Genomic DNA, 25,426 nt, shown 5'->3' on the forward strand with positions numbered 1-25,426 from the left:
CGCGGGTGGTAAAAGTGCGGCTGTTCGAATAGCACGCTGCAGATGCGATCAAAGGACATCGGTTTTACCTTACGAAGCGCATGGTTTTGGCAAAGCGTCGACGCTCGCCGGAAGCCATGAGGCACTGGCCTTCGTAGTGCGAGACCAGCTCACGGAGCATGGTCACGTTCGCGCCGCCGTAGCGCATTTCGTCCTCGCCGAACCGGGCAACGGTGATCGTGCCGCCGGTGGCGACCGTAATCATCGCCGATCGCAAGGCCTTGGCGATGTCGCAGGGCTTGCTGTCGTCGACCTGCTGGCCATTGATGTCGATCATGGCCATTAGGCTTTCTCCAGCTTCTTGTTGCTAGGTTTTTCCTCGTCATCCGGCTCGGGTTTTCCGCCGCCCGTCGCACGTACGAAGGGCGAAGGCATGCCGGCCGAGAGGTATCTCTTGTGCTCGCGTTCCCGCTGCTCGAACACCTCGTCGGGGTCCTTGCCATTTTCGGCGCATTCGTCCGCGAGCGTGCTGGTGCCGTTCTGAAGACGCTCGGTCGAGGCCTTGGCGCTTTTCAGATCATCCGCCGTCGGCTTCGCCGGCCCTTGCCAAAGGGCCCAGCAGAACGCTTCGCGGTGAGCGCGGAACACCTCGTATCCACCCTTCACCTGGATGCGGCCCTCTCCGACCTCCTCGTCGAACCAGCTCTCGTACGCTGCCTGCATGATCGGAGCCGCCACGCGTTCGCGTCGGCGTACGGCGACAGGGTAGATGGACGCGGTTTCCATCCGCACCGACGAATAGGTGGCATTCTCGTAGTTCAGTGTGAAACCGCCCATCGAGATGCCGATGGCGCGCGCCATTTCGCGAGACAGTTCACGGTTCACTGGCACAAAGTCTGGGCCGGGTGTCCGCGACGTGAGCATCTCGAGCTTCTCGCCGGGCGCGAGATGCGAAACCCGAGGATCACCGCTAATGGCGATCTCGCCTTCCGCGGCGCGCTCAAGCGAGCCAAGCAGGTAGCCCCGGAATTCGCTTTTGAAATCCTTGTCTTCGATGGACTCCAGGGCCTCGAATGCCTCCGCTGAAGGCATGGAGCTAGTCAGCGCGAACGCATACATCGTCTGCAGGATGCCGACCTGAATGGTGGTGTCGACGAGGATCTCTCGTTGGATTTCTCGCCGAAAGGCAGAAGCCAGGCGGCTTATCCCGCGCACATCCCCCGCGTCCATCGGGTCGAACGCATGAATGACGGCCTGCCTGCCATGCCGATCATAGGCTGCATGGTCGCGATGAACGACTATGCCGCTCTCTTTCTCACGCAGGCGGTAATATTCGGGGCGCCCATTGGCATCGTGAAACACGCCCTGGAAGAGGCCTTCTATCTCGTTGGTGTCCTGCACCAGCTTGGTCGGATTGACCATGCAAAGCTTGGTGCCGGTGCGGATGCCATATCGTCTGCGCTCTGCGCGGCTCATGTAGCTGACCAGCGCCAGAGATTCGCCATAGGCCATGTCCCAGCGCAGGGAGATGTCGACGGACTGTGGAAGCGTGAACTTGCCACGTAGGTCGCACTCGCGCGGGTTCCACGAGTACCGCTTCCAGCGTTGTTTGATCTTGCGCGTCAGGGCGGTGATTTCGGCGTCCGAATAGCCGAGATGGGCAATGTCGGGTTGCGGGTTGAGCACCAGCTCGACGCCGACAGTATCAACGACCACTTGGTCGGCGGCTCCGCGCAGCTGCCCGGAATTCTGGATCAGGTCGAGAGCCAGGCCTGCAGTTCTCCGCCACACGGCACGAACCTCATCCCGGTGATCGCGCAGGATGGCCGGCCTGGTCGACAGCACTCGAGACCGAGTGTCCCTGAGATACCCGGCGCTTGGGGCAGGACGCGCGACATCCTGGACAGGACGCGACGTGGATCGCGCCTGCACCCTGATGCGCGGCTTTTTGGTCATTTCCTGTTCTTCCATTTTTCGCGGCGGGCGCGGCTTCGCGCCTCGTCGTCGTTGGCTGTCTTCGCCTGTTCCGCCACGGTCTTCTCGGCAGAGGGGGTAGGACGTGCGCGGTCGAGCAGATCCGGTTGTTGCTGGGGCGTGAGGCGACGCCTCAGTTCGGCCCAGATATCGGCGGTGTTGGTCGAAAGCCCCAGTTTCTCGGCCATCGCCATCGCATAGACATGCGCGTCGAGGCAGTGATTGTCAGGGCGCAACCGGCGCCATTCTTCCCTGAAACGGCCGCGCACGACTTCGGTAACGAAGCTCTCTGCCGTCAGCTGCAGAAAGTATTCCTTTGGGAGGTACGCGCCAAAGTGCACGTAGCCCGCAGGATCCGCAGCTTCGCCTGCCGCCAGCCCCGGCTTGTGAAGGTTGGCAAACAGCTCGGACTTCAGTCCCCAGGTGCCGACCGGCCACAGCATGGCGCTACCGAAACGCTTGCGCTTGCCACTCTTCGTGACGGACTTCTTCGCTGGAACACTGATCGCCGGCACGCCGCGCCCGCCGACACCTTTTACCGCAAAGCAGTCCGGGCGCCGGCGGCACCATTCCAGCACCTGGTTGGTGCGCCCACCGTCGCCACCGTCGACCGCTAGCGCTTCGATCTTGCGCTGGTTGCCGAATGCATCGTTGAGCGGCTTGCGATAAAACTCGTCGAGTTCCGCCCACGCGCCTTCGGACGGATTGTCCGTCGCGCCCTCGAAGAAGCGGACGCCAAGAACCCAGCTTTGCCTGTCTTCTCCGAAGGCAACGACGACACACCAGATGCCGTTGTGCTGGACGTCGGCGCCAGCAACAACGATCAAGCCTGGCGCCGGAACGGCAAATTCGCCGATGTTCTCCCGGCGCTCCATCAACCGTTCGTACTCAGGGGCGTTGCCCTTTTCCTTTGCCGGCAGACCGAGCACCAGGTTGTAGATGCCTTTGTCACCGAGCCCACCGGGCTTGGCATGGGCGATCACGTCTTCCGCGATCGCCTCATAGCTCATCATGAGCGAGTCGAACGCGTCGACATGAAAGCCGGGGTGCCGATCAGGACCGAATGCAGTTGGGATGTATCGACCCTGCCGCACGCCTATGACGCGCTCGGTCTCCGATATCCAGTGACCGCAGACACAGGCATAGAAACTCTTGTGCGGGTGCAGGCGGTCGAGGTGAAAGCCCTCGAATGATTGCTTGAACTCTCGACCGCATTCGACGCAGCGGATGTTCCAGAAGCGTTGGTCCGAACGCTTGAAGGATCGGTCGATGCGGCAGTGACCTGGCAGTTCGCCGAGCTCGTCTCCGGTGTCGATTTCGGGCGTCGACAGCTCAAATATCTTGTACGCCTTCGTTCGGCGAAAAGCCGTGAAGCGACCGAAGTACAACGTCTCCGGGTCGTCGCCGTTGACGTGTGTCTGCCACTTCGACACTTCGTCTTTAACGCCGTAACGGGTCGTTTTGCCAGACAGGTCGGTTGCGACGTTGGCGTTGGCAAGCATCAGCGAGCCGCCGGCGAAGCGCTTCTCGTAGATCGTCGAGCCGGCGCCTGATCTACTGACGGCCGGGAAAATGACCTGCTTTCCAGATGCGGCCTGCCACGCGTCGATGAGCGGCTGCAGCTTCTGACTGTTCATGTCCTGCAGGAAGTCGATGGACGGCAGGCCGTAGATCGTATTGTCCGGGGCGGTCTCCGCGATGTACAGCGACCAGCCCAGGCCGAGGATAGAGACCCCCGTCTGCTGGGACTTCCTGACCGTTACCAGGTTGCACGGATGCTCAATCGACAGGCAGTCCGCGATCTCGCCCAGATAGGGCGCATCCTCGAGGGACCAGAATTCGCCCTTTTTCGGCCCGTCGACGAGCACGATGTTTTCCGGCAGCCAATCGCGAAATCGAATTGGCGGCTTCGGCCTGATGGCGTCCGCCAGCGCAATACCAACGAGGCGCAGCGCTCCAGGATGGCAAGGGCCGACATGAACGCTCACAGCTCGTCGTCCTCGAGCGGCTCGTCGTGAAGCGCAGCCGCCTCGACGGTAGCCGCAAGCTTCTCCGCGATCTCGGTGTTGAGATCGAAAGAGATCTGCCGCAGCAACACGCGAAGCCCGTGGGCGCCTTCGCGCGAGACGGCAAGCGCCATGTCGTCGGCCTTGTTCTGCAGCCGGGCAATGAGGCTTTGGATCTCTCGCCCGCAGACTGTGAGCGCATCACGCGTACGGTCGGCGCGGATCAGCTGGCCTATTTCTTCCTGCCGGCGGATCTTCTCACGCCCAACTTTCAACCAGGCTTCCTGCCTAAGAGCCTCGTCGCGTGAAGTGCTCGACTTGGCAGGATCGGCAGGCGCTGCAGGCTCTTCCTTCCGAACGGCCGCGGTCTTTTCGGAGCTAGCGAACTGACCGCGGTAGTGATCGAAGTGAGCCAACGAAAATCTGACGACGCGGTCGCGACTGTCGCGCTCGACGGGCAGGCCATGCTTTTCCACCAACTGGCGGACGAGCTTCGTCACCGCCTGCTTGGTGACGCCGTCGCGGGCAGCAACCGCTGCCGGCGTCGCCATCACATTTTGATCGGCGGACATTCTGACAACTTCCCGTTAGGGCGCTGACAACCCTGACAACTCAACTTTTTCCATGGTGCGACTGGCAATAATCCGGGCGCTTCTCTGCCCGCATGGCTTCGATGCCGGGAAACGGTCCCTAAACCGGGGAGGGGCCCCCCTCACACCATCAAGCGCGCCAGCTCATGTTCGATGCGTTGTGGCAGCATGCGAGCGATGGTCGAGGTGAACGCCGATGCAGTCTCACCGCTCACCATCTCCTGCGGGATGATGACACCACTATCCTGCATTTCGATATCCCGCCCCTTGCCGATCCGTTTCCATACATGCCCGCCGAGCTTTCGCGTTGCGACACGGTTGGGGAACTTGCCCCCTTTCATGAAGGTGCCGGCAAAGATGCGCCGCTGACCGAATGGCGCGGCAGATACACCGGCCCTCGTCTCACGGGGAGAAAAGAACTTGAGTGAGATATCGCCGCCAGTTGCGCGCATCTCATATCTGAGATCGTCGTAACTCGGCCGACTGGTCCTGATCGCCTTGACGATAACCTTTCGCTTGAGGCCAGTCTGCACCGTCAAGGTACGGTAAACCTTGGTGCGAGCCATGTCGCCTGCACGGGCAAGGCCGCGTTGCATGACCTTGCGCCCATCCTTGCCGAGCGCGCCGATCATGTTGTCGAATCGGGCGACACCTGAGATTTCCTGCCAGCGAACAACTAAGTCCGACATGGCCGGGCCTCCCAACGAAAAACCCGCCTCGGTTGCCCGGGCGGGTTCGGTTATCTGATTTACCGTGTTTAGGTGTAAGTCAAGTTTCTGCCGCGCGTCAACAGACAGGAGCTGTTTTTTTGCTCGGGGTTTTTGCAGGCATCCGCACCACCGATACGCCGAGCATATCGCGCTCAAGCCATGGCGTCATCGAGCGATCGCAGCCGACGATCCTATGGCCGATCATCTGAGGCGCCACTTCGCGCTCAAGCATGCGCAAAGCACCAACCCAGATCTGGTAATCGAGGCGGGCAAGGATGTCGCTCACCGGATCGACAGAGAATTCATATTTGCGATAGGCACCGCGGTGTGGGCGCTGCGACCGGCCATTGTAGCCATCGACCTCAATATCGTAGGTCTGCCCAAGCCTGTCCGTCACTCGTTTCTGCATGAACCACGCTGGCTTGCCGCCGCGCTCGACCATCCTAACCTTTGACGGCTCGGCTGAGAAATCCGGCTCTCGGCCAAGGATCGCCGTGCCGACGACGAGGCTGACGATCTGGGTGCCGCGTCGCGCTGTCATGCGCAAGCTAAAGCGCTCGACCGCACGGGCCACAGCCTGGTCGGCCAAACCGTCGGTCTCTGGCCAATCGGCCAGCGCGTTCCAACCAGCAGGCACAACCACGTCGCAAAGGGCGAGTTCGGCAACGGCACGGCCAAGCGTCACCGCGTCTTCATGCGGCTCGCCCTGTTCGAGCCAGTAATTCGAACCGTCGCCGCTGCGGTCAATCAGCGTGCCGAGTTCGGCAAAGCTGGTGATCTTGCCCCAAGATGATGCCTCGAGCATCCGCCAAGCCGAGTTGGCATTGGCCAGACCATCAACCCCACCGCCCTTGGTCAGCTCATTCACGAAAGCCCAGGTCAAAAGTTCGTCAATGGTCACGGTCTTCATCGTCTTTTCCTTCCTAGCGATAGTTTGCGATAGTTTTGCGGGAGTTTAGCGATAGTTCTAAGATAGAATTTGTTTAATGATTTCAATTCGATGAATAGTTGTTGCAGGAGTTGCGACAGTTCTTGAGTCCTATACGCAGAGGAATTTTCCTCCCCGCTCCCCTTCTTCACACCTATAGGGCGCCAAAACTGGTGCGAACTATCGCAACTTATTGATTTCGTTGCGCTATTTCCGCCGCAGGAACTATCGCAGAGTGTCGCACAGTGTCGCAACTGTCGAAAAGCGAAAGAGGCAATAAAATCAATACGTTGCCGGTTTTCAGGCAAAGACGGCACGGCGGAAAGGGGTTGCGGGGCAGGCGGCGTCTCATCGCATATGCGCCTCGAAATCATCGTGTCCGGATGCCTGTTTGGAGGCTGGAACATCGACGAGCGCGACGCCGCGGTAGATGACGATGCGGCCGTCAACGCGATGGTATTTTCGCTTCATGATCAGCCCGAAGGCGGTCAGCGATATCGGTTTTCCGCCCTGGTCGATGGTGAAGTCGACATAGGCTTGGTAGAAGGCCTTTGCGGTCACCTCGCCATTCGCATCGGCCACCACGCATCGCGCGCAAAAGGCCGATGTCCTGTCCATCTCGTCGCGATATTCCTGCGTCTTCAGCCTTACAGCCTCCGGTACGACAAGGCCTTCGCGCAGGAAGATCATCACCCCTTCGATCAGCCAGTTGAGGATGCCGGAATATTCAGGCGCGAACTCCGAAACGACCTCCTCGAACTCGCGCTGCTCGCTTTCTGCAAGCGTCACAGGCCAGTGCACCACGGCCATGCGTCGCCAGATGCCGTTGTCGGTACCGCTGATCTTTGGATAGCCGTTGCCGGACATGTGGCCGGTGAAGATCGGCTTGAAGTCGAAATAGCCCTGAAACAGGTCGCGGACAGTGAAGTCCTCACCACCAGTGAGGTCCTTGACCAGGTTCTCGCGCAGGTCCTCGCCTTCGGGCAGTTCCTTGACGCGCAAGAAACGCCGGCCATAGAGCCGGGCCATGTCGGGGTTGGCGGCGCCGCCAGCCTTGCCTTCACCGGTGAACGATTCTGACGGCAGGGTGACGGCCGCTTCGCCAAGCAGGCGGCACAGCGTCTCCATATAGACGGATTTGCCGTTGGCGCCGAAGCCATAGTGGAAGAACAGTTTCTGCACCGTCAGGCCGATCAACCCGAGGCCGGAGGCGACCTGCACCATGCGGCGCACGTCGGCGAGGGGTAGCATCCGCTCCATGAAGGCCGTCCATTTCTCGCACTTGGCCTTCGGATCGTAATCGACCGGCACGACCTGCGTGATCAGATCCTGTCGCCTATGGCCTTTCACTGCGGTCAGCGAGGCGTCGCGAACCGTTATGAACTCCTCGATATCCTCGCGGATGTCGTCGGGATCGTCGAACGCCGGATTGCGCACCTGCTTGCTGATCTTGCGGAAGACCAGGGTGTGGCCGCGCACGGCGACCTTCAGAGGATCGGCATTGAACTCGTCCGGTCCGCGTTGGATATGGGGAGCGGCGCAGACCAACATCGCCTCGAGCCGCCCCTTGTTCTTAGACGAGACAGCATGATCCATGCGACGTTTGTGACGCTTACCCAGATTGGCCATGGCAAGCTCTGCCGCCTTGGCAAGCTTTCTCTGCGCTGGTGTCCGCCCTTCTTCCTCCACCTGCAGCGCGGTGCGGCCCTTGTCGATCGCTGCCTGCTCCGCCGGCGTTGAATCTATGTACTGGACTTCCAGCGCTATGCGACCGCCGAGGTTCTGCGCCACCGCCAGCGATCGGGGATCACCGGTATCAATGTCCCAATGCGTGCCGTCCCAAACAGCAAAGGCAGCCTTCTTTGCCTTCGACTGCGCCAGCACAAGCAGATCCTCACCGAAATGGGCAAGCAGCCGCTCGGCATTGTCGGTGTCCGAATGATCGAGGCCAGCACAAGCCTTGACCACATCCATGTCTATCTTGCTGCCGCGCTTGGGTGCAGTGCCGGGTTCGCAGTCTTCAATCTGGTCTGCAGGCAGCGGATCGTCATTGGCAGGGGTACGGGGAATTCCGGCCGCGTGTGCCTGACGTGTCGCCTCATCCAGAAGGGCGACGACAGCTTCCGGCATCGTGGTCTTTTTCTTGGTCAAGATGCCTCCGCCTCGGCCGAGACGGCCATGCTTGCAAAGTCGTGGCCGTTGCGCGGCCAGATGATCGGGATCAGGCGGCCCGGCCGGGCATGCCGCGCGCGGGCGCGGGCCATGGCCGAGGCGGTCATGACGCGTTCGGAATCGCCATCGGCGAGCAGCACCAGCTCGTCGACATGGTCGAGCACGAACATGGCGTCGTCGGTGTCTTGGTCGAGCTTGGGGACGGGACCGGCAATCATCACCGGGCGCTCAACCAGGTTGCGATCGGGCTTGGTTAGGGACGGATGTGCGAAGCGCGATGAGGCCTCGGCTGGTCCGCTGAGATTGCCGAGGTCGCCGGCGGCGAAATAGAAGGTATCGGCGCGAAAGCCTTCCCACCGACCGAAGGCGAGGCCGTTCTCGATGCCCTCGCCACCGACCCAGCGTCGCGCTGACAGATCGCCGGCAAGCGGGATCAAGCCGCCCTTCTTGGTGCCGCGCATCTTCTTGGTTGGCAGCAGTTCGCCGGTGACAGGATCGGACAGTTCCAGACGGAACTTCGGGGCGAGGCCGAGATCGATCCAGGTGATGTGACAGCCGATGACGACGCCGGCTGCGTCGATGAATGGTGCCACCATGGCTGGACCGGTATGCAGCGCCTGCAACTGGCCGCGATCGTCTTCGCCATGCCAATAGGGCTGGTTGGCCGAGAAACGCAGCCACTTGCTCGGAATGCCGCAACCGCGATTGGCGAGGTACCGGAGTCCGATGCCGTGCATCATGATCGGCTCGGCCGCTTCATAGATGCCGCGTGCCTTCTTGCGCTCACGCTCGCGAAACTCAGCCTGAGCCTGCTCTGTTCGCGCGGTGGCCTGTTCATTGTCGATCTTCAGCCGGTCAAGGCGTTCGAGGCGCGCAGCCCGATCTTCCTCGCTCTCGCGCTCGCCGCCCTCGGGAATGCCTTCGCCCGTCACGGTCGAGCACGCCTCGAGGAAACCGTCGCGACGCTTGACGTCGAGGCCGAGGGTATGCGCGGCCATGCCGATGGCGTCTTGGCCGCCAACGCCCCCGGCTCGGCAATTCCATTTGTTCTTCTTGGTGTTGAAGGCAAAGCAGTCCTTGCCGCCACATGCGGGGCAGGGCTGGGGGTGCTCATGGCCCGACTTGCGAAAGGTAAGGTTGAGCCGCTTGGCCACAGCCTCGATCGACACTGCCCGTGCACGTTCAACGAACTCATCGACGGCCGCGCTCATGCCGCACCCTTTTGACCGAAGGTCTTGCGAATATCGGCCATGCAGGCGGATGCACCCCGGCCTTGGTCATATTCACGCAAGATCTTGCGGATGGCGTCGACCATGGCGCGGTTGCCGCCGGCGCGGCCACGGATGCGGTCCCGGTCCGACTTGCTGGAAATGGCGGCTGCCTGTGCCTCACGTTGCTCCGCGCTCATGCGGCAACCCTCCGCACTTGCGCTGAGTTTACGAAGCAGCTCTTATTCTTCTGCTTAGGGGAGACATTTCGAAGATGAGTTGGGGCTTTGTGCGCGGTCACAAGTACAATCGACGCGCTGACATTCACAAACTGTACGGCGGTCAAATGCAGGGTGGCATCATCACGCCCAGTGACCACAACGTCATTTTCATCATGTCGGGCAAACGAGGTGAAGAATTCGGGTACGACGACCGCTTCCATGCCGATGGGCTGATTGAATATTTTGGCGAAGGCCAGGTCGGCGACATGCAGATGATCCGCGGCAACAAGGCCATCGCAAATCACGTTGAGAACGGCAAAAGCCTGCTTCTCTTCGAGAAGGAATACCCAGCTCGAACCATCACCTTCTTGGGTGAATTGGTCTGCCAAGGGTGGCACTGGGAGGAGTCTCGAGACAGCCAAGACACGCTTCGAAAGGCGATAGTTTTTGAGCTTAGGCAACTGGAAGACATCGTCGAAAGCGTTGACGCGTCGCCGACCCCGGCCGACGATCTGGAAGCCTTGCGAAAGCTGGCAATGGAAGCCGCGGCGCCGTCCGCCCCGGGCGGCACGACAAATAGGAACATCTACACGCGCTCTGCTCAAGTGAAGGCCTATGTTTTGGCGAGAGCGAAAGGCCATTGCCAGGGGTGCGAGCAACCTGCGCCGTTCCTCAGGCCAGATGGCAAACCATACCTCGAGCCACATCATATTCGACGCGCCAGTGACGGCGGCCCGGATGATCCCAGGTTCGTGATCGCACTTTGTCCGAACTGTCATCGGCGAGTGCATTCGGGTGCCGATGGGCCCGCTTACAACGCGACACTGCTTGACCGGATGAAGACAATCGCTGCTCATGACTAGCAAGGTTCGCTCCTGTCGTCGGTGCGTGCAAAAGGCTTGGTGTTGCGGATCAGGTGATTGATCGCGCCGGAGGAAAGGCCGGTGCGCGCCTGTACCTGGCGCATCGACTGACCCATCTCGAACAGCAACAGGACGCCTTCCGCCTGCATGGCAGGTGCGAGCGCAAATAACCGGGCAGGGATGATGCTGTCGGGAGTGCCGAAGGCAGGTCCCGCAGGTGGTGATTTCAAATGCGGTCTCATGCGCGCCTCTCTGTTTCAGTGCTCTTCCCGTGAAACATTTCGGGTGTTTCACGCAGTTGGATCGCTGCAGTTGCAGGGGCGTAAAAGGCTCGGAACGAGACCTTCAGCCAGTCACAGACAGCAATGACCTTGGCTGCTGAGACCGATTGGCCGTTGGAAAGGCGCGACAGGTCGGACGAGGTGACGCCGATCTCTGATGCGTTGATGCGCCAGCCGCGGCCGTCAGCCTCAAGCTTCTGGCGGGCCAACCGGCCGAGGGCGCGATATTCGAACTGTGCGAGCCGCTCAGCCATGGCGCCCTGCTTTTTTTAGGAAGATCGTGGGCTCTTCGCCGATCCAGTCGCAAAGGGCGAAGAACTGATATGCACCCGGGTTGCGGCCACGCGCTGCGCGGCGAACGTCGTCGAGCTCGACCCTTGCCTCTTTGGCCACCCGCAACTCGGTCTTGGACCGCGCGATCCGGCGCGCCTCGAGAAACATCGCGAAGACCTCGAAATCGACAAGAGCCGGCTCATAGGCATCGGCGCGCAGGGTGGGGGCGGCCGTGACGTTCGTCATGCTGCCGAGGCCTTTTCGGTCTCGGCGAAAAGATGATCGGTGCAATAGGGCTTGTTGCGCAGGTTGATCATGCGCTTGCAGCCGCAGACCAGCATTTCGGTGCTTGCCGGCGAATACGGGTCAGCGGCGTAGAAAAGGCAGCGGCTCTCAGCCGATGCACGCGCGAACGTCATTGGCACGACGATGATGTCGACAGCCTTGCGCCGCACGACGGGCTCTGGCTGAACCATCGCAATGGGAGGCKCCGAAACACGCAGGCGTGCCGGCGCCGGCTTGACCGACTTGGGTGCAGGGGCCGGTTTTTCGACCTTCACGGTCTTAGTACGCTGAAAGCCGGCAGGCCGAGCAAGCTTGCCCAGTGCCCCACCGGCACGATGGATCTTACCGACCACCGCGCTGCGTGAAATGCTCATGCGTGTGGCGATCTGGCCGGCGCTCAAGCCGGCGTCGACCAGCGATTTCAACAGGTCGAGCGCTTCAGCAGACCAGGTCACTTTGCGCCTCCCTCGACGATCGAGAGGCCAGTTGCTCGCGCACCGGCGAGCGTCTTGCGCAGTTCAGAAAGTCCTTGCTCCATACGCGAGGCAGCGCGATCCATCTCGGCGGCTTCGGCGGGCGTCAGCTTGCCGTCGGCGAACGATGCCGCACCGGTGGCCATCAGCTCGGCTGCATGCCGGCAAGTCTCCGCGTGGCGTGCCAAGATATTGCCAGTCGCGACCTGCACGGCGTCCGAATCTGCAAGGCGGCGTCCATTCAGGTCGGCCATGGCCGAGGTGACCAGCGGCACGCCGCATTCGGCCTCAAGGGCCAGCACGGCGGAGATCGGCATCAGGTCGTGGTCGGCGGCATGGTTCCAACGGCCAACCGCGCTCTTGGAAAAGGACGTGATATCAGCTGCGCGTTCCACCCCGCCGGCCATGGCGATCAAATCGCGTTGCGCGGCCTTGATACGGTAGAAGCGAAGATCTGCATTGGCGGGCATTGTCGGCTCCAAAAAGGCAAAAACTTTCCCGCGCCGGGAAAGCCCGGCGTGTTTTCCCGTGGCGGGAAATGGCTGAGAGGTGTCAGATCGTGGGCATGAAAACCCGCGTCACATACTCATCAAGGACTGGAGCCAGGCGGCCCGACAGGTTCAAAGGCCTGCCGGGCGCCGTTCAAACGGGCGGCGAGGATCGCTCCTACGGACGCCTTGCAACGGCCGTGCCTCAAAAGGTGCAGGGGGCCTTGCGAGCCGTACCTGACCGCCCTCTCTCTCAGGGTATTGGTGACGATGCGGATCATGCGTCCGCTCCGGTGAAGGGGTGGCCGGCCTCGCCGTGGGGACGATCGAGACCGGCCGCGACGGCGGGCGAGGGGCCGTCGAAATCACTTGGATCGTCGCCATAGATGTCGGGTCGGATCTGGTATCGCGAAATACCAGTGACGCGCTCAACCTCTAAAACCCGCTCAGGAGGGACGCGTCGCCACTGGGAAATCCCTTGAGGCTTTATCCCGAGCTTGCGTGCAAGCGCGCTCGGCCCGCCTGCGGCAGCAACGATCTCATCCGTCGGTAAAGGTGCGAGCTGTGACATGACCAAATTAAAAGCACAGCTTTCATTTTTATGCAAGTCACTCTTTCATAGACGAGTAGGCCCATGTTTCATCAAAACATAGCCATGGAAAGAAGTGTTGGATCAGTCCTGAGGCAAGCCAGGAAGCAGCGCGGATATGTGCTGCGCCAGGTGGCGGAGGTGGCCGGGGTGTCGACTGCCGCTGTCGGGCAATGGGAGCGCGACGAGAATGATCTGACAATGGAGAATCTGCGGAAGGTGGCTACCTTCCTTGAAATCGACCCCTTGGCCGCGAACCGTGGCGAGCTCCGCTATGTCGGTAAGCAGCAGGATCTTTCAGAGATCGAACGCGTCACCGATCCCGCACCGGTCGACATGGGGCCGGAGGATGTCGAGATACTGGGTGTATCAGTTGGCGGCGACGATGGCGATTTTGCCCTTAATGGCCAAATCGTTGGTTATGCTCGGCGCCCCGCTGGGATTGCCAGGATCCGCAATGTCTTTGCCGTCCATGTGATAGGTGAGAGTATGATCCCGCGCTATGAACCCGCAGATTTACTGTATTGTGGTGGAAGGGCGCCTGTCGCTGGGGACGATGTGGTAATCGAGATGTTCCMGAAGGGCGACGAGACTGTCGGAAAGGCCTACATCAAGCGGCTCGTGAGGCGAACGGCCTCCGAGATTGTTTGCAAGCAATATAACCCGCCGATTGAAATGACCTTCAACCCGTACGAGATGAAGGCCATGCATCGAGTAATCCCTTACCGGGAACTTCTCGGTTATTGAGCATATAGGCATCGGCTCTCGCCCGGTTCAAATCCGTAGAGAATGCGGCTTGAATTGACAGATTGCGGCCTTCTTCGCCGTTCTCAATGCATTCACTGCACGCAAGACGTGATGCCAGCTCTCTCACAGGTGTCGTCGCCGTCGCGCCGGTCCGGTAAATCTGCTTGGGCTTCCACCAGCGGTGTCGGCCACAGTCTCCGCATTCGATTGCGATAGACAGCACTTGCCCCAGTAGCGGCTCGCCCGTCGTTGGTATGCTCATTCCCTGCCCCGTCTGTTCTCTCTCCGTTCTATAATTGATTCTTTTATCCGCGCTGTCGAATCTAAAAACAGGCTAGAGCAATGAAAGTGCCACTTGCATTAGAATAAAAGCTGTGCTTTCAATTGCCCATCGCATTAGTCGATGGAGCGTCGCTTGTCACTTCACAAAGCCATAAGTTTCGGCAATTCGCCTGACCTGCACACAATGGGCGGTCTTCTGCGAAGATCCGAATTTGTCAATTCGGCTCTCCATGATGCGCGCAGACTTGCCCATCCTATCCGTGAAGCGAAGATCGGAAGAGGGCACCTTCGTCTCGACAAACCTGGCAATCGCCTCCTGATCGAAGGAAAGGCCGCAAGCTTTCTCCGAGCCGATCACGTCGCCAAGATCGAACGCGATCATCGAGCTATTGTCTGCACGCGCCTCGACGGCCCAAGCCGCTACGAGCGCCGCCGCGCCTATCAAAACGCCCTTCATCTGGAAATCCTCCCCGTCAGCTCACGACATCTTGGCGATTTCGATAGCAGGTGCAAGCGCTTGGCACCTCAGACACCGGCCCGCCGGCTGTCGATGGCCGAGGAATTCGTTGGCCTGGCAGTGACCTGCGCCATCCTGCTGGTCAGCGCTTTTGTTCTTGGGGCGCTGTGATGATGCGCGGCTCACCGAGTTCCGACGTAGCTACTGCACCGGACCTTTGTCGCTTGAACGGCGCAAGGCTGCTTCGTGTAGCGTCCTCTCCAGCTCTTTCGCAATGTCGCGAACAGCCTGACGTGCAGCCCGCATGGAAGCGTTGTCTGGAGAATGACTGGCCGCAAATCGCTCCATCCCTTCCTCTATCGGTCGCAAATAGCCGGCAAGGGCCGACGGGGGATGAGGCTGCTCTTTCGCCCAACTCCAGATCAGATGTGTCAGCATCGCTTCAAGGGCAAACTGGCGCCCGATCAACTCTTCCATTTCTTCTTCACTTCTCGGCACAGGTCCGACTCCCTCACAGTTCACGCCAGTGTGGAGATTATGACCTCCGAGGCAAGCGCTCGATGCGGCGCAGCCCTGCACAGTCCATCTGCGCAATGATCGCTGGCCTCGCAGTCACCTGCGCCATCCTTCTCATCGCTGCTTTCGTCGTGGGGTTGCTGTGATGCTGACGTTCCGTATCCATTTCGCCGATGGCGACCCGCTCGACATCGAAGCCGTGGACGCCAGGTCCGTCCGCTCGCTGGCCGAAGCTAGCCGTCCCGGCGTCCTCATCAGGAAAATCAAACTATTAAAGGAGGCCACCAGCCATGCACGCTGAGTTTCGCCCGTCGTCACAGATTCGCGCCATCTTCCCCGAGATGGATGAAACCCCGCATCCACGCGCCAGCCAGATGGCCGAGACGATGTTGGAGGTCACTGCCCTTGGCAATGGCGGCCCAACCTTCCGCGACCTGATCCGTGAAGGCTTCACCTCGGCCGAGATCACCGAGCATCACAGGCAGGCCGAGCAGCTGGCCAATGAACGCGGCACACGCCAGATCACGCCCGAGCCCGACCGTATGGCCGAGCTGGTGGCCAAGGCAGTGTCGCCGCTTCCCAATCGGTTGCCGCTGCCTGCTGGTACCGCCGAGACGCAGGCGCTCTTCCAGACCTGGGGGCACTATTGCACGGCGCGCGGATCCTATCTCCTCGACCCATGGCCGGGCCAGCGCGAACGTTGCCTCGACAAGCTGCGCGATTACCTCAATCGCCTTCCGCTGCATCCGCGCTCGCGCAAGGACATAAGCCTCAAGGTCGCCGCGGCCCTGGCAATCACCGCAACCCTGAAGAAGGTGGCCCAGTGACCGCAGCCGTCCGTCACCTTCCTATTGCGGTTCCAGCCTTTCGGCCCGACGGCTCGGCAATGGACTTGGCCAACGTGATGGTCGCCGACATCGACTTTGCGGCGATGGCCGCCGGTCTTTCGAAGATGGCGAGGTTCAACGCCATCTATCGCTGCCCAGCTTATTCCGTCGGTCAGCACAGCGTCATGGGTGCCGACGGCCTGTTCAACGAGACCGGCGACACTACCCTCGCAGGCTACTTCCTGCTGCACGACGGACACGAATATCTTACCGGCGATGGCACGCGCCCGATGGTCGACCGCATCCAGCTCCAGATCCTACGTCTGGCTATTAAAGCCAAGCTGACCGGCTCGGCGTTGAAGTTTGTCGACAAGCTCGCGCATCGCGCCATCGGCGAGGTCAAGCGCGAGATCGACATCCAGATCTTCAAGGCGGCAGGCATTCCCGATCTGGAGTTGATGCCGCTCTACGCCCGCCAGGTCAAGGACATGGACAACAGGATGCTGGTGGCCGAGGCAAAAGCGCTTTTCGGTCCGCACGCAGCCGTCGAGTGCTTGCCACCAGGTGATCTCAAGCCGCCGCGCCTGACCGGCGCGATCAAGCCTTGGGGCCCGATGAAAGCCGAGGAAGCCTTCATCGATCGCCTCGAACGCTATCTCGGCATTATCGCGAGGGGCTGAATATGTCTTCCATCAACCGCGTCACATTGATGGGCCGCCTTGGTGCCGACCCTGAAATCCGCCGCATGAAGAGCGGCGATCCGATCGTCAACCTGCGCGTCGCCACCTCCGAAGTCTGGCGCGACAAGCAGACCGGCGAGAAGAAAGAGCGTTCGGAGTGGCACCAGGTCGTCATCTTCAACAAACGCATCTGCGAGGTTGCAGAGCAGTACCTCAAGAAGGGCAACCTCGTTTACCTCGAAGGCATGCTCTGCACCCGTAAATGGGAAGACCCGGCAGGCCAGCCCCGCTATTCGACCGAGGTCGTGCTCAAGGAATTCAATGGCGAACTGAAGCTGCTGCCGCAGGGCAGCGGTCGACAGGGCGCGGCCGGACCTGACGATTACGGCAGCCAGAGCGGCGGCTCGACATCGTCCGGCTCGACCCGGCAAGAGCGCGGCAATCAGGACACCACCTCGCGCGACCTCGACGACGAAATCCCATTCTAGGCCGGAGAAGACCGATGCCAGTCAGCAAGGATACCGCACATCAAATAGCTCTCGCCTATCGCGAGGTCGAGACTGCCACCGAATTGCTCGGGGAAATCACCGAGGCGTTGTCACGCCGGAACCATCCGGACATTCGCGATGCGTTCGGTCGACACCAGGACGGCCTGCAACTGGGCGTTCCGTCTGGCGCCAACAGCCACAGGCTCTTCAACGTGCCGTGGTCAATGGCGCGCCCTATCATCGAAACGCACATCGCTCAACAGCAGGCCATCATCGCCATGCTGAGCGAGCGCGCTCGCGTCGAACTTGACGGCCAGCCAGCTGCGCCGGTTGCCGCCAACACCTAGCTACCTGAAACCGAGGAAAACCATGAAACGCATACGCGATGCGCAAGTCATTATCGGCATGCTCGAGGKCGGTGAGCTTGCCGCCCAGCTCTCCAACGATATCAGCGAAACGCTGTCCAAGCTCAAGGACCTCGGCGAGATCATGGGCCGAAAGTCCAAGGTCAAGGGCAAGGTCACGCTAGCGCTCGACTTCGAGGTCGAGGCTGGTGCTGTGACCGTCACCGCCGGCATCGAAACCAAGGTGCCAAAGGCTCCTCGAGGATCTTCCTTCTACTGGGTTACCGAAGATGGCTCGCTGTCGACCGAGCATCCCCAGCAGACCGACATGTTCGGCGGCGTCCGCGACGCAGCCGAGCGCCGCACCGTCTAACCGCTCCACCTCCAGCCAGAAGGACTATCCACATCATGACCGACCAAGAAAACATCGCCGAAGCCGCCACCCTCAACCTGCCAGGTTGCCTCGGCTTCGATCTGGGAGTGGCCGCCAAGCTCGGCACAATGGCCAACGGCGCCGAAATCACGATCCTGAAGAAGCCGGACGGAATGCTCGGCGTGCCCGACGAAGTTCCGGTCGGGCTTCTGCGCGGCGAAAGCCCTGAGTTCGAAAGCGTCGCCAGCCATTTCGAGAACTACCGCACCCACCCTGCGCGCAAGTCTGGCACTGCCCAGGTGCAGACCTTCGAGTCTCTTCTCAGCCTGACCCAGCGCCACAAGACCGTGCACAGCGCCGTGTTCGCGAACATGGAGTGGCGCAATCCTTCGATTACTACCGTCGTCGACTATCACGAGAACACGGCTGGCGGGCTGGCCGGCAACGGCAAGCACCGCATCCATTACCCGTTCCCGCTGTCCGACGAGTGGAAGGCCTGGGTCGAAAAGGACGGTCAGATGATGAAGCAGGCTGACTTCGCCTGGTTCCTCGATGATCGTATTCCCGATCTTGCCAGTCCCTCCGAGGAGGAGAAGATCCGGTATGAACGCGACTTCAACCTGACCTTCGCGACGCCGTCGCAGGTGGTGGAGTTGTCGCGCGGCCTGCAGGTCTTTGTCGACACCAAGGTCAAGAACACCGTTACCCTGCAATCTGGCGAGGGCCAGATCTCCTTCGAGGAGACGCACAACGACGCCAGCGGCAAGCCGCTCAAGGTGCCTGGCCTCTTCATGCTGTCGGTCGCACCGTTCTTCATGGGTGAGAAGGTTCGTATGCCCGTGCGCCTGCGCTATCGCCCTGTCGGCGGCCAGTTGAACTGGTTTTTCAACATCTACCGTCCTGACCTGTTCATCACCGAGCACGTCCGCACGGCCCTGTTCGACATGGCCGACAAGACCAGCCTGCCGGTCTTCGAAGGCAAGCCGGAGATGTCGGCGTGAGCAAGGCCCGCTTCACCATAGCGCGGGAGGCATTGCTTCCCGCGCTTGCGCTCGCCGGCAAGGCGGTCGAGCGGCGTAGCACGATCCCCGTGCTGCAGAACCTGCTTTTCGCCGTCGAGGCGGGAAGCCTGAGGCTGACCGGCTCTGACCTCGACTGCGAGATCAGCGCCGAGGTGACATGTCAGGCGACAACGGCTGCAGCCTTCACCTTGCCGGCGGGCACGCTTCATGACGCCGTGCGCAAGCTGCCGGAGGCCGTCGACGTCGTGTTCGAGATTGAGCAGAACTTCGCCGCCATCTCGGCCGGGCGTTCGCGCTTCCGCGTTCCCGTCCTGCCGGCAGACGATTTCCCATCCATGTCGGCAGGCGACTTCAGCCACCATTTCGGGCTCGACGCCGGCGCGCTGGCCCGGATGCTCGGCACGGTTACCTACGCCATCTCGTCTGAAGAGACCCGCTATTATCTCAACGGCATCCACTGGCATGCCAGCGAAGACGAAGGCATCCCACTGTTCAACGCTGTCGCAACCGACGGCCACAGGCTGGCCAGGTTCCGTGCGCCATTGCCTGACGGTGCCGAAGGCATGCCAGGCATCATCGTGCCGCGGCGGACAGTTGGCCTGCTCAAGGTGATGCTGGCCGACAAGGGCGAGGTGTCGATCAGCGTGTCGAATACCAAGATCCGGTTTTCAACGCCTGCCGGCACACTGGTTTCAAAACTCATCGACGGCACGTTTCCGGATTACACCCGCGTCATCCCGCAGGGAAATCCCAACCAGTTCATCGTCGACAAGAAGACGATGGCCGATGCGGTCGACCGCGTCACCACCATCTCGTCGGAGCGAGGCAGCGCCGTAAAATTCGGGTTCTCGTCTGACGGCCTTTTGACGCTTGCCGCCAACAATCCCGATGCTGGCAGCGCGACCGAGGATGCGGTCGTCACACATCTGGCCGGTGACAGCGTCGAGGTAGGCTTCAACGGCCGCTACTGCCTCGACATGCTCAACGCGGCCGACGGCGAGCAGCTGATCTTCAACCTTGGCGACGCCGGCGCGCCCGCGCTGGTCGAACCCGAACATGCCGACGAGCATGGCCTCAAGCCGCTCTTCGTCATCATGCCGATGAGGGTGTGACCATGGACAGCATCCAGCCAACGCCGGAGCAGAAGCGCATCAACGATCTGCTCGATGCAAACAACCGCTTCGAACAGGCAGCGCGCGATGCCCGAGCTGCCCAAAGAGGCGGCTACCAGGATCGTGTCAGCACCTGGCTTCTCGCCTGCTTTGGCATGGAGATCGCCGCTGACCGCACGGAACGCAACCATCGCTTTATCGAGGAAGCCCTCGAACTGGTCCAAGCCTGCGGCACGACCGCCAGCGAGGCGCATCAGCTCGTCGACTACGTGTTCAATCGCCCCATTGGCGACCGGTATCAGGAAGTCGGCGGTGTCATGAACACGCTGGCCGCGCTTTGCCTTGCTCACAACTTCGACATGCTGGGCGCCGGCGAGACGGAACTCACCCGCTGCTGGGCAAACCTTGAGAAGATCCGCGCCAAGCAGGCAGCCAAGCCGAAACACTCACCACTGCCAGAGCACGCCACTCTTTCGCAGGACTCCGTGGTGGAGGCTCGCCCGCTCGACGAATGGCACGAAGATTTCGGCAGCGTCGTCTGGTGGACACTTGACCAAACCGGCCGATGGCTGGGCGAGCCGGCCTATATCGGCACCCCACTCGATCTCGGTAGAACGATCCTCGTCACCGTTGATGGTCAGGAAATGACCTGCACGGTCGGCGGCTGGCCCGACTATCACACGCACTGGACCCCGCACCCGGATTATCCGCGGTTGCCCACTCAACCAATTGAAGGGCAAGCCGGTGTCTGATCACGTCAACGTCCCCTGGACCGCTTACGTCACCGAAGAAGGCGACCCTTGGGCTGCCTTCGTCTCAGGACATGTCGATATCCGCACGATAGCGGGCGCCGCCGTCGATGAGATTCCCAAGGCCTTCGCAGACTACGGCGAGGAGATCGTCGAGGATGTGCAGGGCCTCATTGATGACAGTTGCGGCGCCGTCCTGACGCAATTTTGGCTAGCCCCGGCAGAAGAAGAGGAAGGAATGTTCGTTTTCGCCGGCGAAGGCGAAAGGGGCGCGTTTCCTGTGACCGGCATGAGGTTCATGTGATGGCTGATCACTCCCTCATCGAATGGACAGACGCGACATGGAACCCGATCACCGGCTGTTCCGTAGTCTCGCCCGGCTGCACCAACTGCTACGCCATGAAGCTCGCCGGCACGCGGCTGAAGCATCATGAAAGCCGCGCCGGTCTGACGCGAGACAGCAAGGCGGGACCAGTCTGGACCGGCGAGGTCCGCCTTAACAAGCAATGGCTGCACCAGCCAATCGACTGGAAGAAGCCGCGACGAATCTTCGTCTGCGCCCACGGCGACCTGTTTGCGGAGAATGTGCCGGACGAATGGATCCTTGACGTCTTTACCGTCATGGCAATCGCAAGCCAGCACACCTTCCAGGTGCTGACCAAGCGCCCTGACAGGATGCGAGAATTCTTGTCCCGGCCGGACCTGCTCGAGGATATCTATGCGAACTGGTACGCTTTCAGCGGCGGGGCACGAGAGGTCTATTCCTGGCCCCTACCGAATGTCTGGATCGGCGTCTCGGCCGAGGATCAGCAGCGCGCCGACGAACGCATCCCCGAGCTGCTCGACACGCCGGCAGCTGTCCGCTTCGTTTCTGCCGAGCCGATGCTCGGGCCGATTGATTTCACACCCAAGGCCGACCAGACCTATCAGATATTGAGTGAATGGTACGGGCCAAACGGCTTCGACCCGACGGGCTGTCAGCCGCGTCTAGAACGCATGCGAGGATGGTTCCCGAAGCTCGACTGGATCATCGTCGGCGGCGAGAGCGGCCAGGGCGCTCGACCGATTCTGCATCCGGATTGGGTCCGCTCGATCCGTGACCAATGCGCCACGGCCGGCGTCCCGTTCTTCTTCAAGCAATGGGGGGCACATCTCCCCGCCGGTCAGATGCAAGCCGATCGCCGGCTTTGGTCGCCGTCTTGCGGCAGCGCTCTCCATGCCACGAAGGCCATCACCGGCAGACTGCTCGACGGGGTCGAGCATAGCGCCATGCCCGCAATCGAGGTGCGGCCATGACTCCCGGAGCCGAAGAAATGATGCGCGACCTGCCGAAGCTCGCCCTCACAATCCGCCAGCCATGGGCGCATGCCATCGTCATGGGCTGGAAGGATATCGAAAACCGCGTCTGGTCGACCGGCATTCGTGGGCCGGTCTGCATTCATGCCAGCAAGTTCGACAAGAAGAATTTTGCGGAGGATGCCGGCGGCTACCAGGACACCGTCGCCTATATCGGCGAGCGCCTCGATGTGCCCGCATTGGCATTCGACGATCTGGCCTTTGGCGCGATCGTCGGCGTCGCTGACGTCGTCGATTGCGTCACGAGTTCGGCCAGCCCGTGGTTCTTCGGTACCTATGGCTTCGTGCTGGCTCATGCCCGGCCGATCACTCCCATCCTGCTCAAGGGCAAGCAAGGCTTCTTCGACTGGCGCAGTCGCATGGACCCTGAAGAGCGACCGGCCGAGCCCGCGCCGGCGCCGGTGCAAGGGTTGCTGTTATGACATCCCCTGTTCGTGTTCAGTTGTCGCGCAAGAAGGGCTGGAAGATGCCCGAGAACACAGTGAAGGTGTCGCGCCCTTCGAAATGGGGAAATCTCTACAAGGTCGTTGAATGCGGCCGATGGATGGATGACGGGTCGCCAGCGTTCGCTGGTCGCCACGATTGGGAAGTTAACTACCCGCTCTTCCGGTCGAAGACTGAGGCAGCACAACGAGCGGTCAACTGCTTCGTTGAATGCTTGGACAGCGATCTTCCTGGCTGGAAGACGATGAGAAACAACCTGCACGAGCTGCGAGGCAAGAACCTCGCATGCTGGTGCAGGCTCGACCAGCCCTGCCATGCAGACGTGCTGCTCGCGCGGGCAAATCAGCAGGGAGAAAGCTGATGGCCCGTCGACCATTCATGCGCCCCAACGATCTAAAGACAGCCCTTGCCGTGCTGAAAGAGGCCGGCGTCGAACCAGCTGCGCTCGACATCATGCCGAACGGCACTCACCGCTGGCACTTTACGAAGCCTTCCGGCGATGATGAAGATGACCTCGATCGCGAACTCGCGGCTTTCGAGGCAAGACATGGTCATGGTTGAATTGAAGGGGCTGCACACGGTCAAGGCCAAGGGCCGGACCTACTATTACGCCTGGCGCGGCGGTCCAGCGGTAAAGGGTGAGCCTGGCACACCTCAGTTCCAGGCATCCTATAGCGAGGCTGTCGAATCGAAATCAGCCCCGGACAGCAATAAATTCCGCTCGCTCGTCATCCGATACAAGGCGAGCAAGGACTATAAGGACCTGGCCGATTCTACCCGCCGGAACTGGGGGCCGTGGCTTGATCGGATTTCCGACCACTTCGGCGATCTGCGTATCGCCCAGTTCGACCGGCCCGAAAGGATCAGGCCGTTCATCCGCAAATGGCGCGGCGGCTATACCGAGACACCGCGCGCTGCCGACTATGGCATGCAGGTCCTCTCCCGCGTGCTGTCCTATGCCGTCGACCCGCTCGGCAAGATCGCGACCAACCCGTGTGAAGGGATCAAGCAACTCTATTCAGGATCCCGTGCAGAGATCATCTGGACGGACGCCGACATCGCCCACCTGAAGGCGACGTGCTCGGCCGAGGTGGCTCATGCCGTTGATCTGGCAGCCCATACCGGATTGCGTGTCGGCGATCTGATCCGGCTGTCCTGGTCGCATGTCGGCGAGGATGCGATTGTCATCACCACGGGCAAGAGCAGGCATCGGCGCGAGGCCGTCATCCCCCTCTATCAGGCGCTGCGCGACGTTCTCGCGCGGATACCGCGGAACTCGCCGGTCATCCTAACCAGCAGCAAGAAGCGGCCTTGGGTCAAGGACGGCCTCGGCAGTTCATTCGTCAAGGCGAAGCAGGATGCCTGGCCCGATGGCGAGAACCTCAACTTCCATGATTTGCGGGGAACCGCGGCGACCAAGTTCTACATTTCCGGCCTGACAGAGCGCGAGATCGCAGAGATCATGGCCTGGGACGAAGACCAGGTAGCCAAGATTATTCGTCGCTACGTCAGCCGCGGCGCCGCTATCAAGGAGCGAATCCGCAAGCTCGATGAGGCCAGAAAGAGAACGTAAGCTGTAAAACTGCCTGTAAAACCGTCTGTTTTCGGCAGTGTGGAAATCCTGCTCAAAGCCTTGTGGCATAAGCTGGAGCGGGTAGCGGGAATCGAACCCGCGCGTTCAGCTTGGGAAGCTGACAGGCTACCATTACATCATACCCGCGCGGGCACTTGGTTAGCATTCGCGATGCGGCTCGGCAATCGGGAAAGGGTTTGATCCTCACTAAACGATGGTGGGCTATTTCCGTTTGCGCAGCGCCGAATGGGCCATCCGGAGCCGAGACAAGGCGATCTCGCCATAGGCGCGGCCGCTGAGCTTGCCGCCGAACCCTCTGCGCAAGATCTTGCGCGCCTGGCTGCCGGAGAAGCGGGCCAGAATTTCGCGGCAAAAAATGCGAGGACGAAATTCAGCCGCAAGCCGCGGCGCGTTGGCCAGGAAAATCTCAAATAGCTTTGGGTCGCGATAGAAACTCCGCAGGCGCTTGGACGCTTCCCTGGTTACTTGATCCACGACTTGCCAGAAGGCGCCATCGAGCATCCAGGCGTACTTGTCCACATTGGCGAGCAAGTACTCGATATCAGTCAGTGTCKCTTGGCTAGCTTTCAGATTGTAAGCGGGACTGCCTGACACCAGCCAGATGGAGCGTTCGCGCGCCGAGAAATAGTTCGAGCCATGCAGGCGGTATCCCGAAAGGATGACATCGATCAGGGCACTTCCGGCAAACGCATTGCAGATGAAATTGAAGTAGCCGTCGGCGGAGCGCATGTGCGGACCATCGCGGCGTACAAGACGCAGGATGGAAGCGCGGTACATGTTCGCGGTGCCCGGCCCCCAATGCCAGCCGAAGACAGGCCTGGGGACGATGGCGGTCCTGGCTGCCAGGGTATCGAAATCCCCTTGGGTTATGGACGGCACCCGCAATGTGGCGTCCTTCTCGCGCAAGCCGCGCATCATGTGACTGCCGCTGATATCGACGCATGCGCCTGCGGCCGTCAGCGCGTTGCCATGGGTGTCCACCTCCGCCACGCTTGAAGATGTGAAGGCAACGCTGTGCGGCAGTGCCAGATGCGCCTGGACGTGCATTGAGGCAAAATTCGAAAACAGCACATCATCGGCGTCGACAAAGGTGACGAGACCGCCCTTTACCTTGTCCAGCGCCCAGAATGCGGCGCCCAGTTGCCCGAGGTTTTCGGCAAGTGTGGCGACGGCGAACCGGTTGTCGCCCTGAATGTGCCTGGCAATCACCTCGGCACTGTCGTCGGTCGAGCCATTGTTGATGACCAGGCATTCGAAATGCGGATAGTCCTGCGCCCTGATCGAATCGATCGCGGCACCAACAAACTGAGCGTAGTTCCAGCTGATGACGACGAAGCTGACGAGCGGCGGCTTGACTGCGTCGCCCGACAATTGCGCGATGCTGCGGTCGCCGAT

Annotated in this window: 35 protein-coding genes and 1 tRNA gene; 17 read left to right on the forward strand and 19 right to left on the reverse strand. The window is 61.0% G+C overall.

Features of this window, described 5'->3' with window-relative positions; all coding sequences use genetic code 11:
* Window positions 1-64: 64 nt before the first annotated feature.
* The 9 genes from AC1DWF_RS05505 to AC1DWF_RS05545 all read right to left on the reverse strand — a co-directional run bounded on the left by AC1DWF_RS05505 (window position 65) and on the right by AC1DWF_RS05545 (window position 9,767).
* Complete coding sequence (locus tag AC1DWF_RS05505) at window positions 65-322, reverse strand: hypothetical protein (RefSeq protein WP_476782166.1); 258 nt, start codon at window positions 320-322, stop codon at window positions 65-67.
* Entirely contained in the window at window positions 322-1,935 is a 1,614-nt protein-coding gene (locus tag AC1DWF_RS05510; RefSeq protein ID WP_476788432.1) for a phage portal protein, read from the reverse strand. Before AC1DWF_RS05510 ends, AC1DWF_RS05505 begins: the two co-directional genes overlap by 1 nt.
* Window positions 1,932-3,821 carry a terminase gpA endonuclease subunit gene (locus AC1DWF_RS05515; protein WP_476784756.1) on the reverse strand — a complete coding sequence of 630 codons (1,890 nt, stop codon included), beginning with the start codon at window positions 3,819-3,821 and terminating at the stop codon, window positions 1,932-1,934. Before AC1DWF_RS05515 ends, AC1DWF_RS05510 begins: the two co-directional genes overlap by 4 nt.
* Window positions 3,822-3,937: 116 nt before the next feature.
* Window positions 3,938-4,531 carry a hypothetical protein gene (locus AC1DWF_RS05520; protein WP_476784757.1) on the reverse strand — a complete coding sequence of 198 codons (594 nt, stop codon included), beginning with the start codon at window positions 4,529-4,531 and terminating at the stop codon, window positions 3,938-3,940.
* A gap of 140 nt (window positions 4,532-4,671) precedes the next feature.
* The gene (locus AC1DWF_RS05525) at window positions 4,672-5,238 is read right to left on the reverse strand and encodes a hypothetical protein (protein WP_476784758.1); all 567 of its coding nucleotides are present in this window, start codon (window positions 5,236-5,238) and stop codon (window positions 4,672-4,674) included.
* 97 nt (window positions 5,239-5,335) lie between these two features.
* Window positions 5,336-6,169 carry a hypothetical protein gene (locus tag AC1DWF_RS05530; RefSeq protein ID WP_476784759.1) on the reverse strand — a complete coding sequence of 278 codons (834 nt, stop codon included), beginning with the start codon at window positions 6,167-6,169 and terminating at the stop codon, window positions 5,336-5,338.
* Between the two features lie 366 nt (window positions 6,170-6,535).
* Window positions 6,536-8,338, reverse strand: a complete 1,803-nt coding sequence (locus tag AC1DWF_RS05535) for a DNA primase family protein (RefSeq protein ID WP_476784760.1) — start codon at window positions 8,336-8,338, stop codon at window positions 6,536-6,538.
* The gene (locus AC1DWF_RS05540; protein ID WP_476788433.1) at window positions 8,335-9,570 is read right to left on the reverse strand and encodes a DUF7146 domain-containing protein; all 1,236 of its coding nucleotides are present in this window, start codon (window positions 9,568-9,570) and stop codon (window positions 8,335-8,337) included. The genes AC1DWF_RS05535 and AC1DWF_RS05540 overlap by 4 nt, the downstream gene beginning before the upstream one ends.
* Window positions 9,567-9,767 (reverse strand): hypothetical protein, encoded by a 201-nt coding sequence (locus AC1DWF_RS05545; protein ID WP_476784657.1) that lies wholly within the window; start codon window positions 9,765-9,767, stop codon window positions 9,567-9,569. Before AC1DWF_RS05545 ends, AC1DWF_RS05540 begins: the two co-directional genes overlap by 4 nt.
* A 74-nt stretch (window positions 9,768-9,841) precedes the next feature.
* Here AC1DWF_RS05545 and AC1DWF_RS05550 point away from each other — a divergent pair, with 74 nt between their 5' ends.
* On the forward strand, window positions 9,842-10,651 hold the full coding sequence (locus AC1DWF_RS05550; RefSeq protein ID WP_476788434.1) for an HNH endonuclease: 810 nt from the start codon (window positions 9,842-9,844) through the stop codon (window positions 10,649-10,651).
* On the opposite strand, the gene AC1DWF_RS05555 is transcribed toward AC1DWF_RS05550, so the two are convergent.
* The 6 genes from AC1DWF_RS05555 to AC1DWF_RS05580 all read right to left on the reverse strand — a co-directional run bounded on the left by AC1DWF_RS05555 (window position 10,648) and on the right by AC1DWF_RS05580 (window position 13,058).
* Window positions 10,648-10,881 carry a hypothetical protein gene (locus AC1DWF_RS05555; RefSeq protein WP_476784659.1) on the reverse strand — a complete coding sequence of 78 codons (234 nt, stop codon included), beginning with the start codon at window positions 10,879-10,881 and terminating at the stop codon, window positions 10,648-10,650. The genes AC1DWF_RS05550 and AC1DWF_RS05555 overlap by 4 nt on opposite strands.
* An 8-nt stretch (window positions 10,882-10,889) precedes the next feature.
* Window positions 10,890-11,186: a hypothetical protein gene (locus AC1DWF_RS05560; RefSeq protein WP_476784660.1), complete on the reverse strand. Its 297-nt coding sequence runs from the start codon at window positions 11,184-11,186 to the stop codon at window positions 10,890-10,892.
* Complete coding sequence (locus AC1DWF_RS05565) at window positions 11,179-11,451, reverse strand: hypothetical protein (RefSeq protein ID WP_476784661.1); 273 nt, start codon at window positions 11,449-11,451, stop codon at window positions 11,179-11,181. The genes AC1DWF_RS05560 and AC1DWF_RS05565 overlap by 8 nt, the downstream gene beginning before the upstream one ends.
* The gene (locus AC1DWF_RS05570) at window positions 11,448-11,945 is read right to left on the reverse strand and encodes a GcrA family cell cycle regulator (protein WP_476841502.1); all 498 of its coding nucleotides are present in this window, start codon (window positions 11,943-11,945) and stop codon (window positions 11,448-11,450) included. Before AC1DWF_RS05570 ends, AC1DWF_RS05565 begins: the two co-directional genes overlap by 4 nt.
* Window positions 11,942-12,433: a hypothetical protein gene (locus AC1DWF_RS05575; RefSeq protein WP_476784663.1), complete on the reverse strand. Its 492-nt coding sequence runs from the start codon at window positions 12,431-12,433 to the stop codon at window positions 11,942-11,944. Before AC1DWF_RS05575 ends, AC1DWF_RS05570 begins: the two co-directional genes overlap by 4 nt.
* Window positions 12,434-12,728: 295 nt before the next feature.
* Window positions 12,729-13,058, reverse strand: a complete 330-nt coding sequence (locus AC1DWF_RS05580; protein ID WP_476784664.1) for a Cro/CI family transcriptional regulator — start codon at window positions 13,056-13,058, stop codon at window positions 12,729-12,731.
* A gap of 27 nt (window positions 13,059-13,085) precedes the next feature.
* On the opposite strand from AC1DWF_RS05580, the gene AC1DWF_RS05585 reads away from it, so the two are divergent.
* Window positions 13,086-13,787, forward strand: a complete 702-nt coding sequence (locus tag AC1DWF_RS05585; protein ID WP_476841503.1) for an XRE family transcriptional regulator — start codon at window positions 13,086-13,088, stop codon at window positions 13,785-13,787.
* Between the two features lie 418 nt (window positions 13,788-14,205).
* Here AC1DWF_RS05585 and AC1DWF_RS05590 read toward each other — a convergent pair whose 3' ends face one another.
* The gene (locus AC1DWF_RS05590) at window positions 14,206-14,526 is read right to left on the reverse strand and encodes a signal recognition particle (protein WP_476788435.1); all 321 of its coding nucleotides are present in this window, start codon (window positions 14,524-14,526) and stop codon (window positions 14,206-14,208) included.
* A gap of 201 nt (window positions 14,527-14,727) precedes the next feature.
* Window positions 14,728-15,003: a hypothetical protein gene (locus tag AC1DWF_RS05595; protein ID WP_476788436.1), complete on the reverse strand. Its 276-nt coding sequence runs from the start codon at window positions 15,001-15,003 to the stop codon at window positions 14,728-14,730.
* A gap of 184 nt (window positions 15,004-15,187) precedes the next feature.
* On the opposite strand from AC1DWF_RS05595, the gene AC1DWF_RS05600 reads away from it, so the two are divergent.
* From AC1DWF_RS05600 to AC1DWF_RS05670, 15 genes are read left to right on the forward strand one after another with little or no spacing between them, the layout of a single operon-like run.
* Window positions 15,188-15,343 carry a hypothetical protein gene (locus tag AC1DWF_RS05600; protein ID WP_476784668.1) on the forward strand — a complete coding sequence of 52 codons (156 nt, stop codon included), beginning with the start codon at window positions 15,188-15,190 and terminating at the stop codon, window positions 15,341-15,343.
* Window positions 15,333-15,869 (forward strand): hypothetical protein, encoded by a 537-nt coding sequence (locus tag AC1DWF_RS05605; protein ID WP_476784669.1) that lies wholly within the window; start codon window positions 15,333-15,335, stop codon window positions 15,867-15,869. Before AC1DWF_RS05600 ends, AC1DWF_RS05605 begins: the two co-directional genes overlap by 11 nt.
* Window positions 15,866-16,549, forward strand: a complete 684-nt coding sequence (locus tag AC1DWF_RS05610) for a hypothetical protein (protein ID WP_476788437.1) — start codon at window positions 15,866-15,868, stop codon at window positions 16,547-16,549. Before AC1DWF_RS05605 ends, AC1DWF_RS05610 begins: the two co-directional genes overlap by 4 nt.
* A 2-nt stretch (window positions 16,550-16,551) precedes the next feature.
* Window positions 16,552-17,037, forward strand: coding sequence for a single-stranded DNA-binding protein (gene ssb, locus AC1DWF_RS05615; protein WP_476788438.1), 486 nt, complete (start codon window positions 16,552-16,554; stop codon window positions 17,035-17,037).
* A 14-nt stretch (window positions 17,038-17,051) separates the two neighbouring features.
* The gene (locus AC1DWF_RS05620) at window positions 17,052-17,384 is read left to right on the forward strand and encodes a hypothetical protein (protein WP_476782631.1); all 333 of its coding nucleotides are present in this window, start codon (window positions 17,052-17,054) and stop codon (window positions 17,382-17,384) included.
* 22 nt (window positions 17,385-17,406) lie between these two features.
* On the forward strand, window positions 17,407-17,754 hold the full coding sequence (locus AC1DWF_RS05625) for a hypothetical protein (RefSeq protein WP_476841504.1): 348 nt from the start codon (window positions 17,407-17,409) through the stop codon (window positions 17,752-17,754).
* Window positions 17,755-17,789: 35 nt separating this feature from the next.
* Window positions 17,790-18,755 carry a DUF2303 family protein gene (locus tag AC1DWF_RS05630; RefSeq protein WP_476782629.1) on the forward strand — a complete coding sequence of 322 codons (966 nt, stop codon included), beginning with the start codon at window positions 17,790-17,792 and terminating at the stop codon, window positions 18,753-18,755.
* The gene (gene dnaN, locus AC1DWF_RS05635; protein ID WP_476782628.1) at window positions 18,752-19,888 is read left to right on the forward strand and encodes a DNA polymerase III subunit beta; all 1,137 of its coding nucleotides are present in this window, start codon (window positions 18,752-18,754) and stop codon (window positions 19,886-19,888) included. The genes AC1DWF_RS05630 and dnaN overlap by 4 nt, the downstream gene beginning before the upstream one ends.
* Before the next feature lie 2 nt (window positions 19,889-19,890).
* The gene (locus AC1DWF_RS05640) at window positions 19,891-20,640 is read left to right on the forward strand and encodes a hypothetical protein (protein ID WP_476782627.1); all 750 of its coding nucleotides are present in this window, start codon (window positions 19,891-19,893) and stop codon (window positions 20,638-20,640) included.
* Window positions 20,618-20,941: a hypothetical protein gene (locus tag AC1DWF_RS05645; protein WP_476782626.1), complete on the forward strand. Its 324-nt coding sequence runs from the start codon at window positions 20,618-20,620 to the stop codon at window positions 20,939-20,941. The genes AC1DWF_RS05640 and AC1DWF_RS05645 overlap by 23 nt, the downstream gene beginning before the upstream one ends.
* The gene (locus AC1DWF_RS05650; protein WP_476782625.1) at window positions 20,941-21,933 is read left to right on the forward strand and encodes a DUF5131 family protein; all 993 of its coding nucleotides are present in this window, start codon (window positions 20,941-20,943) and stop codon (window positions 21,931-21,933) included. The genes AC1DWF_RS05645 and AC1DWF_RS05650 overlap by 1 nt, the downstream gene beginning before the upstream one ends.
* A complete protein-coding gene (locus AC1DWF_RS05655) occupies window positions 21,930-22,415 on the forward strand; it encodes an ASCH domain-containing protein (protein WP_476782624.1) in 486 nt (161 codons plus the stop codon). The genes AC1DWF_RS05650 and AC1DWF_RS05655 overlap by 4 nt, the downstream gene beginning before the upstream one ends.
* On the forward strand, window positions 22,412-22,798 hold the full coding sequence (locus AC1DWF_RS05660) for a DUF4326 domain-containing protein (protein WP_476782623.1): 387 nt from the start codon (window positions 22,412-22,414) through the stop codon (window positions 22,796-22,798). The genes AC1DWF_RS05655 and AC1DWF_RS05660 overlap by 4 nt, the downstream gene beginning before the upstream one ends.
* Complete coding sequence (locus tag AC1DWF_RS05665) at window positions 22,798-22,998, forward strand: hypothetical protein (protein ID WP_476782622.1); 201 nt, start codon at window positions 22,798-22,800, stop codon at window positions 22,996-22,998. Before AC1DWF_RS05660 ends, AC1DWF_RS05665 begins: the two co-directional genes overlap by 1 nt.
* Window positions 22,985-24,010 carry a tyrosine-type recombinase/integrase gene (locus AC1DWF_RS05670; RefSeq protein ID WP_476782621.1) on the forward strand — a complete coding sequence of 342 codons (1,026 nt, stop codon included), beginning with the start codon at window positions 22,985-22,987 and terminating at the stop codon, window positions 24,008-24,010. Before AC1DWF_RS05665 ends, AC1DWF_RS05670 begins: the two co-directional genes overlap by 14 nt.
* Window positions 24,011-24,083: 73 nt before the next feature.
* On the opposite strand, the gene AC1DWF_RS05675 is transcribed toward AC1DWF_RS05670, so the two are convergent.
* Both AC1DWF_RS05675 and AC1DWF_RS05680 read right to left on the reverse strand, forming a co-directional pair.
* Window positions 24,084-24,157: transfer RNA gene (locus AC1DWF_RS05675), tRNA-Gly, on the reverse strand.
* 75 nt (window positions 24,158-24,232) lie between these two features.
* On the reverse strand, window positions 24,233-25,402 hold the full coding sequence (locus tag AC1DWF_RS05680; protein ID WP_476841505.1) for a glycosyltransferase family 2 protein: 1,170 nt from the start codon (window positions 25,400-25,402) through the stop codon (window positions 24,233-24,235).
* Between the last annotated feature and the right edge of the window lie 24 nt (window positions 25,403-25,426).

It is taken from the genome of Aminobacter sp. P4_D5 (genome assembly GCF_056401815.1).